Below are 16,160 nucleotides of genomic sequence, written 5' to 3'. Positions count from 1 at the left end.
TCGCGAATGCGGCGTAGAGAGATTGTTGCTGATGAAAGCTCTGAATTTCTTTATAATGGAAGATGACAGCTTGATGGCAACTCACTTGGAAGAATGGCTTCATACCAGCTATTAGAAGGAGTTGGAAACCGGGAATGGAAGAAAACCTCAATTGGCAGGCAAAATGGATTTGGCCGAATCGGACCGGCCTCGCGCAGGCGGCAGGTGATAGAGAACCGGAAATTGTTTATTTTCGCCGCAGCTTTCATGTTGCCGATAAGACGAACGCTCGCTTGACTGTACGCGTATCCGCAGACAGCCGTTATCGGCTGTGGCTGAATGGAGAATCGCTCGTAAGCGGTCCGCTTAAAGGGGACATGAACACGCATTACTATGAAGTGATCGATGTGACGGACAAGCTCCGTGACGGGGAGAATGTATGGGCGGCTCAAGTGATTTACTATACGGGGCGAACCGGACCTGCTTCTGTTTGGCGATCAGATATGGGAGCTTTCCTGCTGGATGGCCAATTGGTAAATGGAGCGGGCAGCACGATTGAAGATCTGAGCACAGATGCACGGTGGCGGACACTGCGGCTTGATGCCGGTGCTTTCACATTCGAGCGAGAGTGGTTCACGTTATTCATTGGCGGCGGGGAAATCGTAAAAGGAAGCGAACTGCCGATTGGTTTCACGAATCTCGATTACGATGACCGAAACTGGTCGAATGCAGTGGTCGTCAGCCAGGTTATGGACTCGATGTATGGGCAGCTGAGCCGGTGGCAGTTAACCGAGCGGTCGATTCCATTCATGCAAGAGACCATTCGTCCCTTTACTCGGATTATGCAGGGACAATGTGGAGTACGAACGTGGAACGAAGGCGATTCACCGGAGCAGTTGGTTGGCACTTCGCTGGCTCCCGGCGAGAAGCTGATTGTAGAGCTGGATACTTCGCGGATGACAAGCGGATACCCGCGCATTCAGTTCTATGGAGGCAAAGGAGCGCAAGCTGCCGTACTTTATGCCGAATCTTATGAGCATCCGCCCGGTGAAGGCGGTACCCGCAATAAAGGAATTCGTGACGATAAAGAAGGGAAGTCGCTGCTCGGCTTTGAGGACTCCTATTCACTTGCAGGTGCCGGCGATCAAGGTACGGCTGTAAGTGAGGTGTACGAGCCGATCCACCGCAGAGGGTTTCGATTTATTCGGTTGACGCTTCAAGCTGCGGACGAACCCGTCGTACTGGCTGGTATCGACTATCGCCAGAGCGGCTATCCGCTGCAGGAATTGGCGGCGTTTGATGGTTCCGATCCTACATTCGCACCATTATGGGAAATCAGCTTAAATACACTTCGCGGGTGCATGCATGAAACGTATGAAGATACGCCTTTCTATGAGCAGATGCAGTATGAATTGGACAGCCGTCTTCAAGCCATATTTACATACTCCGTAAGTGGAGATGACCGTCTCGGTCGGAAGACGATTCGCGATTTCCACAGCTCTTTGCTGCCAAGCGGCATGCTGCAGAGTCGTTATCCGTCCGTCGACAGACAGGTTATACCGGGCTTTGCCTTGTTTTGGCTCATGATGGTATACGATCATTACAGCCATTATGGCGATGCTGCACTTGTTAAGTCGTATCGTCCGACAATGGATGCGGTGCTAGGCTGGTTCGAGAATCGCCGAGATGAGAACGGACTTGTCGGGCAGATTCCGGAGGGGTATTGGTCATTCGTCGATTGGACGATGGCGTGGAAGGATAATGCAGGTGCGCCGCATGCAGCACGCCGCGGACCGCTCACCGTCTACAATCTCATGTATGCCGATGCGCTCGTGAAAGCGGCTGAGCTGAACGAATGGACAGGCCGAAGAGACGTCGGCGCGGAGTATCGCGAGCGGGCGGAATCCGTGCGTGATGCTGTTCGCGGTCACTGCTGGTCGGAGTCGCGGCAGCTATTCCGCGACGGACCTGCGGTGGAGGCTTACAGCCAGCATGCCCAGATGTGGGCAGTCCTCACAGGAACTGTGCAAGGAGATGAGGCGAAGGCGCTGACGAAACGTATGCTCGAAGGAGCTGACCTGGCGCAAATCTCGACGGCCATGTCGTATTATCTGTTCCGTACGTTAGCGCTTATGGGTATGTATGAGCAAACCTTTAAGCTATGGGATACATGGCGCAGACAAGTGGATCTGCATCTGACCGCTTGGGTCGAGGATCCTGTTTCGGAACGCAGTGATTGCCATGCTTGGGGTGCCCTGCCGCTCTATGAATTTCCTGCCGAAATACTCGGCATCAAGCCGCTCGTTCCCGGATTTGCCGAAATCGGGATTTCTCCGGTCGTTGGGCCGCTTAGCTGGGCGAAGGGAAGCGCATCGACGCCTCATGGCCTCGTTGAAGTTTCCTGGCGGCAGGAAGGCAGCCGGTTCACCATTCATGTGAACGGGCCAGCCGGCATTCCGGTCACGATCACTCTGCCAAGTGGCGAGAAGCGCTCAGTCACCGAAGCCAGGGACCTGGTTGTCGAGTGCCAATACGCAGGAAGTGTTATTGCGGGCAGCTAGAAGGCTTCGAAGGATCGCAGTGTTCGCGATGGACATTGCGATCCCTCTGTTTGAAGGGGACGAAACGATGAAGCATAGTTCAAATGGAGCTTAGAGAGAGGGTTTAGTTGATTTCGAAGGAGCGTGCATCGTTGTTTAATTACCAGATAAACGCGGACTTGAAATTGAAGATTTTGCAGACGCAGTATGCGGATGAGATGTTTACTGAGATCCAGAAGAACAGAGCACATTTAGGGGAATTTCTGCCGTGGGCGCTAACGACATCAAGCGTGGATGAAGTGAAGCTATATATTGAATATGAATTGAAGAGATTCGCCGGAAACAACGGAGTCTCATGCGGGATCTTCTACCAAGACCGATATATTGGAAATATTAGTGTCCATGATATTAACTGGAAGAATCGGAAGACGTCAATCGGCTATTGGTTATGTGCAGAGCATCAAGGGAATGGATTCATGACGGAAGCTTGTAAGACGATTATCAAGTATGTATTCCAGGAATTGGAATTAAACCGTATTGAGGTTCGAGTAAGAGTGGATAATGCGAGGAGTAAAGCCATTCCTCAGCGGCTTGGATTTAAGCAGGAAGGGATCATTCGATCGGCCGAATATAATAAGGGTCACTATCATGATCATCTTGTGTATGGTCTGTTGAAATCGGAATGGAACACAAGCGAGGCATGATGTGAAACATTCAAGTGCACAGCCAGTTAGATCAAACTCTTGATCTGATTGGTTTTTTTATTTTCCTATTTTTCCATTTATTGATATACTTTTAGAGTCTGATTTTTCAAGGGGGTGCTCACGATTACGGTTTTCTTTTGGCCATTCATGATTACATCTATTGTAAGTTCGCTTGTAGGGCTGTTATTCAGAAATTATCGCTTTCTTTATATTGCCGCTGGTTTGATTATTCCGATGTCCTTGTATCTTGCTGCTTCTCCTATGTTTCGGCTTTGGGGTCTTGTATTCCCGCTCTTCTATATCGTGTCGGCCATGTTTATCGATAAAGGCAGACGTATGATGGCATTCGTGTGGAATTGCCCTAATTATATGGTAATTGGATGGTTGGGCTATATTGTATTAACCCAATGAGGAAGGGGGTTCGAGATCGACCATCTCAAAATGGGATTATATCGAGGCACATCTGATTGTGGGTTTACGCCGCTAGACAGCAACGAGCATATTGCGGAGATGTTATGGCCGATTGTTAAAGGAATTATAATGACGAATATCGAGAATAATCAGCATCTCATTATTGAAGGCTGCTATATTATGCCTCAACATAGTAGAGACTTTGAACCCGAATATATGGACAAGATCATTTCCGTATTCCTAGGTTTTACGGAGCGATATATAGAAGAGAACTTCCTATCGGGTATTGTAAAGCATCGAAATGCGATCGAAGACCGAGGAGGTCCGGAAGAGCGTACAATGGCTGATTATATACGCGAACAGGAAGCGTTTAGAAGAAAATGTGTAGAGAACGGTGCCAATTACTTTGAAATCGATCGCTGCTATGAAGAAGAGATCATGCAGGTATACGAATATATCGATGTTCAAAAAAAGAAAAGGGAAGTCATACCGCCGAAAAACGAATCGGACAGAGCTTCCCTGTAATTATCCATTCTCTTGAGGAGCCGGAAATCGCAGTGTAAACGTCGTTTCTCTGCTATTTGTATCAAACGTAATCGAGCCGTCGTTTCGTTCCACGATTTGCTTGCAAATCGCAAGTCCAAGGCCGGTGCCGTCGGATTTGCCCGTGACGAAAGGATCGAACAAGGAGGCCTGAATCTCGGACGGAATTTCGGGCCCGGTGTTGCTTATTCTGACGTAGACGTGAGAGCCGTCGACAAAGGTATGTATCGTAATTCTACGTGGATCACCATTTGTTTCGCGAAGCGCGTCAATGGCATTATTAAGCAGATTGGAGAACACTTGAACGATCGCAATCTTCTGAATCTCTACTTGCAGTTGCTGCTGCGTGTTTAGAATGAGCTCGATGTTTTCGTTGAGCAGCAAAGGATTGACGAGGATCAGCGTTTGATCGACGAGCTCGCCAAGTGAAGTAAGGATGCGGTTCTCTTCCGCAATCGGTTTTCTAGAGAAGCTGAGGAAGCCGGTTATTTGCATTTCAATATTTCGAAACTCATGGTCGATAATATTCAAATACTTCTCAATGCTGGTAAGTGAGCCAGGGTCAAGAGATTTGCGAATTAATACGAAGAAGCCTTTAATGGATGTTAGCGGATTTCGAATCTCGTGTGCCATGCTGGAGGCCATCTTACCAATGAGATTAAGCTTATCCGTATGCATGTCCTCGATCATTTTGTCCTGCTGCTCGATTTTTCCAAATGCATTCTCCCAGAAGTAGGTGGAGAGAACAGATTGGAAGGTATCAATTCTTGAAAAGATCGTGGTAATGATCGATACGAATTCATTACGATCGATATCCGAATGATTGAAGGCTTCGAGGAAGGCTTCCCGTAAAAATAAAGTACTCTGGTTAATATGGGCAATCGGGACTTTTCGCCGAAATAATAACTCAACCCAATCCTTGTAATTCACATAAACCGGATGCTGCTCGATCGGAATATGAAAATCCGAAATAAGAGCCAGATAAAGCGTGCCTTGTATGCGGAGCTGAGTCAGGTCATATTGACCGGGATAGGCTGCAGTTAATCGTTCAATCCAACTGTCGACGATCATGTTCGAATGGGTTTCAAAAAAACGTTTAATTTCGCTCATGTATCGGCTCCATTATTCAGTTTGGAAATGCTTGAGGGTGACTAAGTCTAATCTATTTAAGCACGAATACAAGATATTCTTCAACAAGATATAATTTCCAGTACATAGCGTCTGGTTAGTAGATTATTGCTCCTTCAGCACCAGCTCATCAATCTGTACCAGGCAGCCTGACCCTTGCGGCGATTGTGCAACGACACCTGCGAGGCAGGTCGCGGGTAGGTTCATGCCAAAATACCGGATTAAGCGCCATTGCTCCCCGTCAGCCGAATAGTGGAAGGAGACGCAGTTGCCGTCACGTGTGAGGCGCAAATACGGCTTCTCCATATCAACCCGCTCGGAATTGCAGTCGTCTGAGCTGCCGTCTTTGGTGACAACAGACACGATGGTGGGATATTCGCCGTTGTATTCAAAGCATAGCTTTGCCCAGTTTCGGTCGTCCACCATCAGCATGAGACAGCCCGAATCATATTTGTGTGTCATGACGGCGCTCAATCGGGTTGTAAGCACGAAAGAACCGCTAATCGGCAGATGGAGGAATGGTGCGGAACTAATGATGTGTTTGCCAGCTGGGTCTTGATAGAAGTCAGCATTCGCCGGGGCCTCGATTAGGAGTTCGCCGGTCTCGGTGCGCTCCGAACGACTCGGTTCATTCATCCACTGCAAAGCGCGTTCCGGTACTTCATTAAGCAATAAATTAACTTCCACCATCATCCCTCTTCTCATCGGAAAAGTAAGTAACTCTTAAGTACATTCTCTCCTCGCATGAAATGTCCTTCATTGCAAGCCTTCTACGTCCTATTCATTCCATTAGCTCAGCCCTTGACGTGATTTGCGGTAGTCCCCCGGCGTTTGGCCGGTCGTCTCTCTAAACATGCGGATGAAATAGTTATAGTCTTCGATGCCGATGGCTTCGGCTATGACGGGAACAGGCAGCTCGCTTGCAGCGAGAAGTCGCTTAGCTTCTTCGATCTTCAAGTAACGAATGTATTGGACAGGTGTTTTGCCGGTGTGTTTCTTCAAGCAGCGAGAGAGATATTCAGCGTTAAAATGAAATTGTTCTTCCAGCAAAGCGGATTGAAACGATTCCTTAATGAAGCTGGTCAGGAAATCTTCCAGTTGACGGCTCAGTGTAAGGGAACGCGACGGCTTCGTCGATTCTATCGTTAACTGCTGCAGCTGCTCCAGCAATCGGACAAGCAGCCCATGCAGTCGCGTTGCATTTTCGAAATTCAGTTTGTGCTGGATCGCCATCATCTCGCGCAGCATGGGCAGCAGCGGTCTAGGGTCGATATTCGCCCATTTCGGCAGAAATAATGATTGTCTGCGCGGGAGGAAATCGGCATCTGTTCCCGGTTCAAGAATGGAAGACCAAGAGATTTGTTGGCTGGTCAACGAGGTAGCAGGAAGCGGATGGTAGAAATGAATCCAATAAATCTCGGTATCTTCTTCACATGGTCGATGCCCGACATGCGTGCGGCCGGGCTCCAGAAGCAGGAGATCACCTGCGCCAATCGTATAAGGACGCTCATCCTCAGTCATATAGAGAAAGCCTTTAATCACAAGCAGCATGTCATACATCGGAAAATTGCGTTCAAAATGTTGGTTTCCCGGTCGCCAAATGGAATGGCCGATGGTTACGAATTGAGGAAGCGGCGGTATGGGTAGCTGCAAACATTCCATCTTAGAGGGATCTCTCCTATAAGGTCGATTTTGTGCTATAACAAGTCTATTCCATCTCTATCCTCCTGTGCAACGACTATGTAATAGTGAAGAAAGATTGACTACGAGGATAGGGGCGAAGCGCATGCGGTTCAGACAGGTTCATCTTGATTTTCATACCTCAGAGGCAATTCCGGGCATTGGCAGCCAGTTTTCGAAGGAGCAGTTCCAAGGGATGCTCCGCAAAGGTCATGTCGATTCCATTACGGTATTCTCTAAATGCCATCACGGCTGGGCCTACCACCCTACCGAAGCCAATGAGCGCCATCCCGGTTTGGCGTTTGATTTGCTCGGCGCGATGATTGAAGCTGCACATGAAATCGGCGTCAAGACGCCTGTCTATATTTCCGCAGGGCTGGATGAGAAGCTGGCCAGACGTCACCCGGAATGGCTGTTCCGAGATCAGGAAGAGAGAACGAGCTGGGTGAAGAACTTCATGCAGCCCGGCTACCATGAGTTCTGCATGAACACGCCTTATCTGGAGATGCTGCTGAAGCAGATCGATGAGGTTGTCCGCAATTACGATGCAGACGGCATCTTCCTCGATATCGTTGGCGTTCGTCAATGCTACTGCCAATATTGCGTGGCCGATCTGCGCCGCGAGGGCAAAGACCCGCGCAATGCCGAAGATGTGCTGGCACTTGGCGAGCGCACTTATGCTCATTACGGAAGAGCGGTAAAGGAGCTGATCCATGGCTTAAAGCCGGGGATGCCGATCTTCCAAAATGGCGGCCATATTCGCCGTGGTCGGCGGGACTTGGCACAGATGAATACCCATCTGGAACTGGAATCGCTGCCGACAGGCGGCTGGGGATATGACCACTTCCCGTTGTCTGCGCGCTATTCACAGACGCTTGGCATGCCTTATCTGGGTATGACCGGCAAATTCCACACGTCATGGGGAGAATTCGGCGGTTATAAGCATCCTAACGCGCTGCGTTATGAGACCGCGCTTAGCCTTGCGAATGGTGCCCGCTGCTCCATCGGTGATCAACTTCACCCGGACGGCGTTATGGATGAAGCCACCTATGAGCTGATTGGTCACGCATACCGCGAAGTAGAGCAGAAGGAAGCATGGTGTACGGATACGTTAAATGTGGCCGATGTTGCGCTGCTTTCTCTTGAGGCCGTCGGCGTTCACAAGACGTCGGGGCAAGTGGATTTCACAGGACACTCCGATGCCGGTGCTGTGAGGATGCTGCTAGAAGGGGGTATTTTGTTTGATGTTATCGATATGGATGCGGACTTCTCCCGATATAAAGTCATTATTTTGCCTGACGAAGTACTGCTGGGCCGTAAGTTAGCCGCCAGTCTTACGTTGTATCTGGCTAACGGCGGTAAGGTTCTGGCTACAGGGCGATCGGGTTTGAAGGACGATGGGAGCGGATTTGGCCTAGATTTCGGTGTGCAGTGGATAGGCGAGAACGAGTTTCAACCGGATTATTTCCGGCCGGATTTTGAGGTGAACGGACTCGGAAAAGCTGCATTTATTTTTTATGGTAAAGGCCAACGTATTGCGCTTGAAGGTGGAGGCGGTGTGGCACTTGGGCGGCGGGAAGATCCCTATTTCAACCGAGATGTGTTCACGTTCTGCTCTCATCAGCATACGCCAAGCTCGCGGAGCGACGGTGGGCCTGGCATGGTGGAAGGACCGAACGGCATCTATATCGCCTGGAATGTGTTCGAGGATTACGGGACGAAAGGCAGTTTGATCCTTAGGGAAACGGTGCTTTATGCCCTGAATAGATTGCTTGGCGATCGGAAAACGATCGAAACTTCTTTGCCCGCACAAGGAATTGTGACTCTGCAGCAGCAGCTTTCGGAAGGGCGATACATCAACCATCTGCTGTATGCTACACCGGTCAAACGCGGCAACGGGATTGAGATTATTGAAGATATTTTACCTGTGTTCGATACAAAGGTTTCCTTGCAATTGCAGGAAGAGGTCAAGAATGTATACTTGGCTCCACAACAAACGGCGCTCCCGTTCGTTCAGCTCGAAGGGAAGCTGACATTTACCGTGGATCGACTGGAATGCCATCAGATGGTTGTTATTGATATCGCGAAGTAGAAGGACGGTTGCTAATACAGCAGGGGCGGGTTATGATGGACCGTTTCTGCTGTTTTTGTTATTAGTGGCAGTCGAGATGGAAGGATTTCGGGCAGCGGTCAAGGAATACAGTTGTTAGGAAAAATAGGACAGAGAGGAATGATCCCCATGAGACTCGGAGGTCCAATTCTGGCAAGGGAAACGCTTGATCCGGAGCGCTGGATTGCTGCACATGTAGCGCGTGGTTATACGGCTGCTTATTTTCCTGATGTGGATGATTCGGCACAAATCGAGGAGTACGTTCGCGCAGCGGCAGCGGCAAACATTGTCATTGCGGAAGCGGGGGCGTGGAGCAACCCGTTAAGTCAGGATCCGGAGGTGCGGGAGCAGGCGATCCGCTACTGCAAGAAGAAGCTGGAGACGGCGGAGCTGGCAGGGGCACGCTGCTGCGTCAATATCGCCGGTTCGTTAGGCGAGCAGTGGGACGGACATGATCCGGCGAATTTGACAGAGGAGACCTTCGAGTTGATTGTCGAAACCGTTCGCGGAATAATTGATCATGTTCAGCCGGAGCGTACGTATTATACGCTGGAAATGATGCCATGGATGTATCCCGATACGGTCGACAGCTATTTGCAGCTCATTAAGGCCATTGATCGGACGGCGTTTGCCGTTCATTTGGATCCGGTAAACATCATAACGAGCCCGCAGCTGTTTTATCGGAATGGGGCTTTAATCGAAGAATGTTTCACCAAGCTCGGCCCCTATATTCGAAGCTGCCATGCCAAGGATATTGTGCTCGGCTCTTCGATGATGGTTCATTTGGATGAAACGCGCCCAGGGTTAGGGAAGCTGGATTATGTCCAATATCTCCGCCAATTAGTGAAACTTGACCGTGATGTGCCGCTCATGCTGGAGCATCTGGACAGTGATGCCGAATACCTATTGGCTGCCGACTATATTCGAGCAACAGCAGATTCGATTGGGGTGAAATGGAAATGACCACTAGGCAGGATATTGGGCTTGTCCTAACAGGCGTCCGCCAGATTGAGCTTCAATCTATGGATCGTGGAGCAGAGTTGCTGCAGGAGAACGAGATTATCGGTGAAACCTTGTTCACGTTAATTAGTACGGGAACCGAGCTCGCCTTGTATCTGGGGCGAGCTGATTTTACGAGCATTCCTGGCTATGCCGCGGTGTTTCGGGTGCAAGAGATTGGTAGTGAAGTACAATCCTTCAAGCCCGGTGATTTGGCATTCTGCATGGGACCGCATCGATCCGTGCAGCGAGTTGGTGAGAAGGATGCTCTGCTGCTTCCGGAGGGCTTGTCTCCGGAAGCGGCTGTCTTCGCGAGAATGATGAATGTCAGCATGTCGACGCTTTCGACGACGAAGGCAAGACCGCCGCAGCAGGTGATGGTAAGCGGGCTGGGTCTGGTCGGTAATATGGCGGCGCAGTTATTCGCAGCTTGTGGTTATAAAGTTACGGCTTACGATCCGGTTTCGTGGAAACGTGAAGCTGCTGCTGGGGTAGCCCGCGGAGCCGATATATCGAGTCTGCCACCGGTGGATGATCGTGCCCTTAATGGGAAGTTCGCGCTTGTAGTGGAATGCTCGGGACATGAGCAGGCCGTGCTTGACGGCTGTCGTATGGTTGGCAAGAATGGCGAGGTCGTCATGGTAGGCGTGCCATGGAGACGGCAGACCGAAGCATACGCACATGAGCTGCTGCATCTGGTTTTCCATAACTATGTTGTACTGCGCAGCGGGTGGGAGTGGGATATTCCGCTGCATGCCGGCAGCGCGGTTGAGCCCGCGATTTTCGCTAATCTAGAAGGGGCGCTGCATTGGCTTGCAGTTGGGAAAGTGAAAGTGGAGGGCTTGTACGAAGTCGTTTCGCCGAGAGAAGCGGCTGCCGTGTATGAAGAATTAGCCGAGCAGCAGAACCAATCGCTTGGCCTTGTGTTTGATTGGTCACTTGTTTAAATCACTTCGCTGACCATCCATCAGCGTTTCTTGGTCTTTTTCTTGCCAACAGCAGAAGGGGCTTTCTTGCCTTTCTTCGACTTCCGCCGATTCGCAGTAACCTCTTCATCGACGACGACATCTTCTCCGTCCAGTTCTTCATCCACTTCCTGCTCGGACTCTGGATTCTCACCGAACTCCGGTAAAATATTGGCATCGCCGAACAGGACGGTACCATTGTTCTTCACGATGATTACTTTGCCGATCCAGCAGAACATGGCCGCGATACCTCCTCCTGACAAACCTGCTGGTCTATGATATGAACCGGATAGCCTGCCCGTATTGGCGCGTGTCCGTAGTAAGCAACATAAATAAAGCAGGCTAAACGTCAATGAAGTAGACGTTTAGCCCTGCCTTTGGTTGTCTAAGCTTCGGTAGGGTGAGCTGCATTCTCTCAATTCCCGGAATTTCCGCTAGCCAATATATGCGGTACCTAATACCTCTAATTGAACATTAACAATAGAAAAGGCTGCTCCCATCATCGAAAAGATGACAGGAACAGCCCCTCAGCAACTCTGTATCCTAAATCCAGTCATTTATTACAAAACCAATATCCGAGCCCCATATGCCAGATGCTCGACCATCCGCCGACTTGCTTCTTCCGCATTGCCTTCGAGAATAAGCTCGAAGATTTCCAGGTGATCCCGGTAGGACATCCCGATTCGGTTTATGTCCTTGCGAAGCACTTTAAGTGCCATCTGAAACAGCCGATCCTGCAAATTATTCATCATCTGCACCATCTCGGTATTGTCGTAGACGAGGGCAAGGCGGCGATGGAATTCGGAGTCCGCATGCGTGAATGCCAGGTAGTCATGCTGCGCGGCTGTCTGCTCCTGAATCAGCAAATTGGCACGAAACCATGCAATCTCATCCTGCGGAAGCTTGCGATTCGCAAGCTTTTGCACGATATGCCCTTCTAGTGCGATGCGGAAATCGAAGAAATCCCCGACACGCTGCAGCGACAATTCGGGTAGGCTGAGCCCTTTATTAGGCGCAATGTTAAGCAGCCCCTCTGCAGCCAGCTTCTCAAGAGCGGATCGGATCGGCGTGCGGCTCATTTGGAGCAGCTCCACCAAATATTTCTCCGTCAGTTGGTCATTGGAGTTAATGCTGCCTTCTAATATATAAGCTCGCAGCTGCTCATACGCTTTCTCTTTCAACGTTACGGTTGCCATAGCCATTTTCCTTTTCTTCTATAAAATGAATGGATTTCAAGTACGCGATCGATTGCTCCATCCAGCTTCGTTCGAGTGCAGCCGTCTGCTCCACAGACTCCGTGAAAGGTGTCCATAATTCGAGGATAGCGGTGACGGATGTTTTGTCATACTCCCGAATCGATGCTCGCAGAAGCTCATAATCGAGCCGGCCTGCTCCGGCAGGTGCGCCGAGGATCGTAAAGCCGAGCTGGTGGTCAACCCGTTTAATATCAAAATCTTTAATATGCAGGTTTACCAGATAGGGAATCAACCTTTTAATGACGACGTCCGGACTTTCAAGCGCGCCAAAAGAATTAACCGTATCCAGGCAGCAGCCTACGAGTGGATGGTTTAAGCTCTCAAATAATTGTACCAGTTGCTGCGTCGTATGCAAGCCATGATTTTCAATGGCAAGCGTAATGTTTTCTTCCTCGAAGGCGGGGAGCACCTCTCGCAGCTGTTGTTCTGCGGCAGCAAGGTCAGGAGTTGTAATAATCGTTCGAATAATAGGGGATTGAAGCGTCCGAGCAATGGCTAGATAAGTCAGCAGTAGTGCGGGTTCCGTTCCCCGTGTGCCGACCTCAATCGAGACGTTCTGCTCGTCAGCGGTTTGCTTCAACTTTAAGAGTTCATCTGACGAAAGCGGATGGAGCGGCAGATTGTCCGCGATTTGTACGAGATCGAGTCCGCAGCTTCGTGTAAGTTTAACAAGTCCTTCGTGCGTGAGCGGTTCAACCGGCCGCTCATAGCCGGGAATGCCGATCGACCAAGTGAAAGTGAAAGAGCTAAGTCCAAGTCTCACACAGATTCCTCCCTAGCATTTGTGAACTTAGAATAACAGGTATTTTCAAGGACGGCAATAAATATATATGTATTGTATACATTTTGTATTGAATGTCTTATGTCGATCAGTTATGCTAGTTTCAATAATACTTATTCTATTTATAAGGAGCAGGATGGATGAGCAACCAACCCAATGAAATTACGATTGCCGTGCTTGGTGCCGGTGGCAAAATGGGCTGCCGGATAACGGATAACTTGAAGAAAACGGATTACCGTCTCCTTCTATGTGAGCAAGCTGAGAATGGCATTGCCCGCATCGCTGAGCGAGGATTGTCCATAACACCTAATGACGAAGCGCTTGCTGTAGCTGACTTCATCATCCTAGCTGTTCCCGATGCGGTAATTGGACCGCTTAGCGAGAAGATCGTATCGCAGTTGAAGTCCGGTGCGACTGTCATTTTGCTCGATCCTGCTGCAGCCTATGCAAGGCAAGTCGCATTGCGCGATGATTGTACGTTTGTTGTTACGCATCCATGTCACCCTGCATTGTTCGAAGAGCAGGATTCACCGGAAGCACGCCAAGACATGTTCGGCGGCATTGCGGCGAAGCAGGATATTGTAATTGCGCTTCAACAAGGCAGCGAAGAGAAGTTCGATATCGCGGAGCAGATTTGCATTCTTATGTTTGCGCCTGTCACACAATGCCACCGGATCACAGTCGAGCATATGGCACTGCTCGAGCCTGCGGCAGCAGAAGTGGTAGCGGCAGCGGCAGCTTGTATTATGAAAGAAGCGATGGATGAAGTCATTCGCATGGGCGTGCCGGAAGCAGCCGCCAGATCGTTTATGCTTGGACATATCCAAATTCCGCTGGCCATTGCGTTCAATAATGTGAATCCGTTCTCCGATGCGGCTAAGATTGCGATTAATTACGGCTACGATAAGATTTTCAAACCGGACTGGAAGCAAGTGTTTACGAAGGAATCATTAGATGAAGTGCTGCGCCTCATGCTGCATCTGGATGAGAAGCCGGCTCTGAAATAAATCATCGAGACAGAGAGGGAGATAGCCCCATGTGGAAGGTTGGGTTAATCGGCACCGGCTTCTGGTCGGATAAGCACCTGCAGGCGTGGAGCCGAATTCCGGGTGTTCAAATTACAGCGCTTTGCAACCGCTCACAAGAGAAGTTAACGAAAGCCGCTGCAAAATACAACATTTCTTCAGATCAATTGTATAGCCATATCGACGATATGCTGGCTAACGCTGATTTAGACATTATAGATATCGTTACAGGTGCAGAAACACATGTGGAATTCGTACGGAAGGCTGCGCAGGCGGGCAAGCATATCATGTGCCAGAAGCCGTTTGCGCCAACATTAGAAGAAGCTGAGGAAATGGTCGCGCTCGCGGCACGAAACAACGTGCGGCTCATGGTTACGGAGAATTGGCGGTGGCTTGAGCCGTTCCAAACCATTAAAGAAGTCATCGACAGCGGTGCATTAGGTAAGCTGCATGTTGCAAGATACATCCATACGGATTACTACACCCCACGGATGGAACCCGAAGCGGAGCTGCCGCAGCCGTTTTTCCGCACGATGCCCAAGCTGCTTTTCTATGAGATGGGTGTACATTGGTTTGATACGTGGCGTTTTCTCTTCGGAACACCGCAGCGTTTAACGGCAGAGCTGACGCGCGTCAGCGACCATATTATTGGTGAAGACAGCGGCATAGTCATGCTTGGACATGACGGGTTCTTCGGGTTTATGGATATGAGCTGGGCGACTAGGCAGAAGCTGGACCGTCCACTTGGCGAGCAAGTTAGAGCTGTCCACTTGGAGCAGTTTGTCATTGATGGCAGCGAGGGAAGTTTGAAAATGTACACGGACGGCAAAATCACCATTGTCTCGAAGGACGGAGCATCGGAGCAAGTCGTGAAAGCGGAGACAACCCTTGATCATGAAGAGAGCCACTTCCGGCTGCAGTCGCATTTTATCGCATGCTTATCAAGCGGCGAACCGTTCCAAACAAGCGGCGAGGATAACTTGATCACGCTTCGTTTGGCCTTCTCTGTCTATGAGAGTGCAGCAGAGCATAGGACGATATCATTCATTTAGACATAGTTAATTCGACATCTTGCAACGGAAGAAATAGTCGAATATTTCCGGGGAAATGATAGAGCGATGATAGTACGCAAATTTTACGGTCATATAAATCGAGAGAGCCCGGAGAGGCAGCGTGCTGCTTCCCGGGTTTTTCTCGACTTATAGAATATTGCTCGCGAAGAAAAGGATTGACGGAATTATCCAGCTTCTTTACTATAATGTTGTATACAACATACAACATGATTGAACACATATAGAATTCAGGAGGTTAGTAGAGTGTCCTCGAGTCATCTTCCACCCCAGCCGTTAGCTAAACTGGATGTCAGTAATATTTGGGATCAAACCTATCAAGTGCTTAAGGAGCGAATACTAGCCCGGCATTTCGGCGCGAACGAGAAGCTGCTCATTCCGGAGCTGGCCAAACAGCTCGGTGTCAGCCGTACTCCCATTCGCGATGCATTGAACCGGCTTGAGATGGAGGGGCTTGTCCGCACCATATCCAAGGTAGGCACTTTCGTTAATCCCGTACTGGAGGATCACGTCAATGACATCATGAACAGTCGACTCATGATCGATTTGTGGACCATTGAACAGCTTAGCGTCATGGATGAGGAACTGTTTGCCTCCAAATTCGATGCGTTAGATGCGCTAGTTGATCATGCTGCTGCATCCTTTTCAGAGGGACAAGGCATCAACAAAGAATTGCAATCCAACTTTGACCTGATGTTTCATTTGGAGCTTGTCCGGATGAGCGGCAATCGTAAAAATGTAGAGATTTACAAATCGCTGATGCACTATCGTTACTTGAATCTTGGCGAGCCGCATGTGACGGATGAGATGATGATGCTTGCTTTTCGCCAGCATCTGGAAATCTACGAATCGCTTCGGGCACGAGACTTTCAAGCGGCGAAGGAGGCTGTCACGAAGCATCTGGCGTACTCCAGGCAAAATATTTTGAATGTCATCATTCGCAGTGGCGGGGAAATCTAGCAACAGAAG

General features: G+C 49.7%; 15 protein-coding genes. 9 read left to right on the top strand and 6 right to left on the bottom strand.

What is annotated here, in order from left to right; all coding sequences use genetic code 11:
* The first annotated feature begins 134 nt into the window (after positions 1–134).
* The 3 genes from AC506A_RS18975 (at position 135) to AC506A_RS18965 (ending at position 4,159) form a co-directional block, all read left to right on the top strand.
* Positions 135–2,540: an alpha-L-rhamnosidase-related protein gene (locus AC506A_RS18975; protein ID WP_495462575.1), complete on the top strand. Its 2,406-nt coding sequence runs from the start codon at positions 135–137 to the stop codon at positions 2,538–2,540.
* Between the two features lie 131 nt (positions 2,541–2,671).
* On the top strand, positions 2,672–3,223 hold the full coding sequence (locus AC506A_RS18970; protein WP_495462574.1) for a GNAT family N-acetyltransferase: 552 nt from the start codon (positions 2,672–2,674) through the stop codon (positions 3,221–3,223).
* 441 nt (positions 3,224–3,664) lie between these two features.
* The gene (locus AC506A_RS18965; RefSeq protein WP_495462573.1) at positions 3,665–4,159 is read left to right on the top strand and encodes a 2-phosphoglycerate kinase; all 495 of its coding nucleotides are present in this window, start codon (positions 3,665–3,667) and stop codon (positions 4,157–4,159) included.
* Here the strand turns inward: AC506A_RS18965 and AC506A_RS18960 are convergent, their stop codons facing one another.
* The 3 genes from AC506A_RS18960 to AC506A_RS18950 form a co-directional block, all read right to left on the bottom strand.
* A complete protein-coding gene (locus AC506A_RS18960) occupies positions 4,160–5,287 on the bottom strand; it encodes a sensor histidine kinase (RefSeq protein ID WP_495462572.1) in 1,128 nt (375 codons plus the stop codon).
* A gap of 123 nt (positions 5,288–5,410) precedes the next feature.
* On the bottom strand, positions 5,411–5,995 hold the full coding sequence (locus AC506A_RS18955; protein ID WP_495462830.1) for a DUF1349 domain-containing protein: 585 nt from the start codon (positions 5,993–5,995) through the stop codon (positions 5,411–5,413).
* Between the two features lie 99 nt (positions 5,996–6,094).
* On the bottom strand, positions 6,095–6,967 hold the full coding sequence (locus tag AC506A_RS18950; RefSeq protein WP_495462571.1) for a helix-turn-helix domain-containing protein: 873 nt from the start codon (positions 6,965–6,967) through the stop codon (positions 6,095–6,097).
* A 124-nt stretch (positions 6,968–7,091) separates the two neighbouring features.
* Between AC506A_RS18950 and AC506A_RS18945 the strand changes: the two genes are divergently transcribed.
* The 3 genes from AC506A_RS18945 to AC506A_RS18935 all read left to right on the top strand — a co-directional run bounded on the left by AC506A_RS18945 (position 7,092) and on the right by AC506A_RS18935 (position 11,041).
* Positions 7,092–9,077, top strand: a complete 1,986-nt coding sequence (locus AC506A_RS18945) for a beta-galactosidase trimerization domain-containing protein (protein ID WP_495462570.1) — start codon at positions 7,092–7,094, stop codon at positions 9,075–9,077.
* 147 nt (positions 9,078–9,224) lie between these two features.
* Positions 9,225–10,058, top strand: a complete 834-nt coding sequence (locus tag AC506A_RS18940; protein WP_495462569.1) for a sugar phosphate isomerase/epimerase family protein — start codon at positions 9,225–9,227, stop codon at positions 10,056–10,058.
* Positions 10,055–11,041: a zinc-dependent alcohol dehydrogenase gene (locus AC506A_RS18935; protein ID WP_495462568.1), complete on the top strand. Its 987-nt coding sequence runs from the start codon at positions 10,055–10,057 to the stop codon at positions 11,039–11,041. Before AC506A_RS18940 ends, AC506A_RS18935 begins: the two co-directional genes overlap by 4 nt.
* Positions 11,042–11,061: 20 nt before the next feature.
* Here AC506A_RS18935 and AC506A_RS18930 read toward each other — a convergent pair whose 3' ends face one another.
* From AC506A_RS18930 to AC506A_RS18920, 3 genes are all read right to left on the bottom strand, one after another.
* Positions 11,062–11,298: a hypothetical protein gene (locus AC506A_RS18930; RefSeq protein WP_495462567.1), complete on the bottom strand. Its 237-nt coding sequence runs from the start codon at positions 11,296–11,298 to the stop codon at positions 11,062–11,064.
* Between the two features lie 321 nt (positions 11,299–11,619).
* On the bottom strand, positions 11,620–12,261 hold the full coding sequence (locus tag AC506A_RS18925) for a GntR family transcriptional regulator (RefSeq protein ID WP_495462566.1): 642 nt from the start codon (positions 12,259–12,261) through the stop codon (positions 11,620–11,622).
* Positions 12,221–13,078, bottom strand: coding sequence for a sugar phosphate isomerase/epimerase family protein (locus tag AC506A_RS18920; RefSeq protein WP_495462565.1), 858 nt, complete (start codon positions 13,076–13,078; stop codon positions 12,221–12,223). The genes AC506A_RS18925 and AC506A_RS18920 overlap by 41 nt, the downstream gene beginning before the upstream one ends.
* Positions 13,079–13,236: 158 nt before the next feature.
* Between AC506A_RS18920 and AC506A_RS18915 the strand changes: the two genes are divergently transcribed.
* The 3 genes from AC506A_RS18915 (at position 13,237) to AC506A_RS18905 (ending at position 16,151) form a co-directional block, all read left to right on the top strand.
* Complete coding sequence (locus AC506A_RS18915; RefSeq protein WP_495462564.1) at positions 13,237–14,103, top strand: phosphogluconate dehydrogenase C-terminal domain-containing protein; 867 nt, start codon at positions 13,237–13,239, stop codon at positions 14,101–14,103.
* A gap of 29 nt (positions 14,104–14,132) precedes the next feature.
* Positions 14,133–15,173: a Gfo/Idh/MocA family protein gene (locus tag AC506A_RS18910; protein WP_495462563.1), complete on the top strand. Its 1,041-nt coding sequence runs from the start codon at positions 14,133–14,135 to the stop codon at positions 15,171–15,173.
* Between the two features lie 264 nt (positions 15,174–15,437).
* The gene (locus tag AC506A_RS18905) at positions 15,438–16,151 is read left to right on the top strand and encodes a GntR family transcriptional regulator (RefSeq protein WP_495462562.1); all 714 of its coding nucleotides are present in this window, start codon (positions 15,438–15,440) and stop codon (positions 16,149–16,151) included.
* Positions 16,152–16,160 lie beyond the last annotated feature (9 nt).

The sequence above is a fragment of the Paenibacillus sp. N22P23 genome, from assembly GCF_059383735.1.
This window is presented reverse-complemented; position numbering and strand designations above follow the sequence as displayed.

What these genes read in the sequence shown, in the direction of transcription:
- AC506A_RS18950 (WP_495462571.1), bottom strand. Translation starts at nt 6,967, where the DNA reads ATGGAATGTTTGCAGCTACCCATACCGCCGCTTCCTCAATTCGTAACC.
- AC506A_RS18940 (WP_495462569.1), top strand. Translation starts at nt 9,225, where the DNA reads ATGAGACTCGGAGGTCCAATTCTGGCAAGGGAAACGCTTGATCCGGAG.
- AC506A_RS18945 (WP_495462570.1), top strand. Translation starts at nt 7,092, where the DNA reads ATGCGGTTCAGACAGGTTCATCTTGATTTTCATACCTCAGAGGCAATT.
- AC506A_RS18915 (WP_495462564.1), top strand. Translation starts at nt 13,237, where the DNA reads ATGAGCAACCAACCCAATGAAATTACGATTGCCGTGCTTGGTGCCGGT.
- AC506A_RS18955 (WP_495462830.1), bottom strand. Translation starts at nt 5,995, where the DNA reads ATGGTGGAAGTTAATTTATTGCTTAATGAAGTACCGGAACGCGCTTTG.
- AC506A_RS18910 (WP_495462563.1), top strand. Translation starts at nt 14,133, where the DNA reads ATGTGGAAGGTTGGGTTAATCGGCACCGGCTTCTGGTCGGATAAGCAC.
- AC506A_RS18965 (WP_495462573.1), top strand. Translation starts at nt 3,665, where the DNA reads ATGGGATTATATCGAGGCACATCTGATTGTGGGTTTACGCCGCTAGAC.
- AC506A_RS18930 (WP_495462567.1), bottom strand. Translation starts at nt 11,298, where the DNA reads ATGTTCTGCTGGATCGGCAAAGTAATCATCGTGAAGAACAATGGTACC.
- AC506A_RS18925 (WP_495462566.1), bottom strand. Translation starts at nt 12,261, where the DNA reads ATGGCTATGGCAACCGTAACGTTGAAAGAGAAAGCGTATGAGCAGCTG.
- AC506A_RS18960 (WP_495462572.1), bottom strand. Translation starts at nt 5,287, where the DNA reads ATGAGCGAAATTAAACGTTTTTTTGAAACCCATTCGAACATGATCGTC.
- AC506A_RS18975 (WP_495462575.1), top strand. Translation starts at nt 135, where the DNA reads ATGGAAGAAAACCTCAATTGGCAGGCAAAATGGATTTGGCCGAATCGG.
- AC506A_RS18935 (WP_495462568.1), top strand. Translation starts at nt 10,055, where the DNA reads ATGACCACTAGGCAGGATATTGGGCTTGTCCTAACAGGCGTCCGCCAG.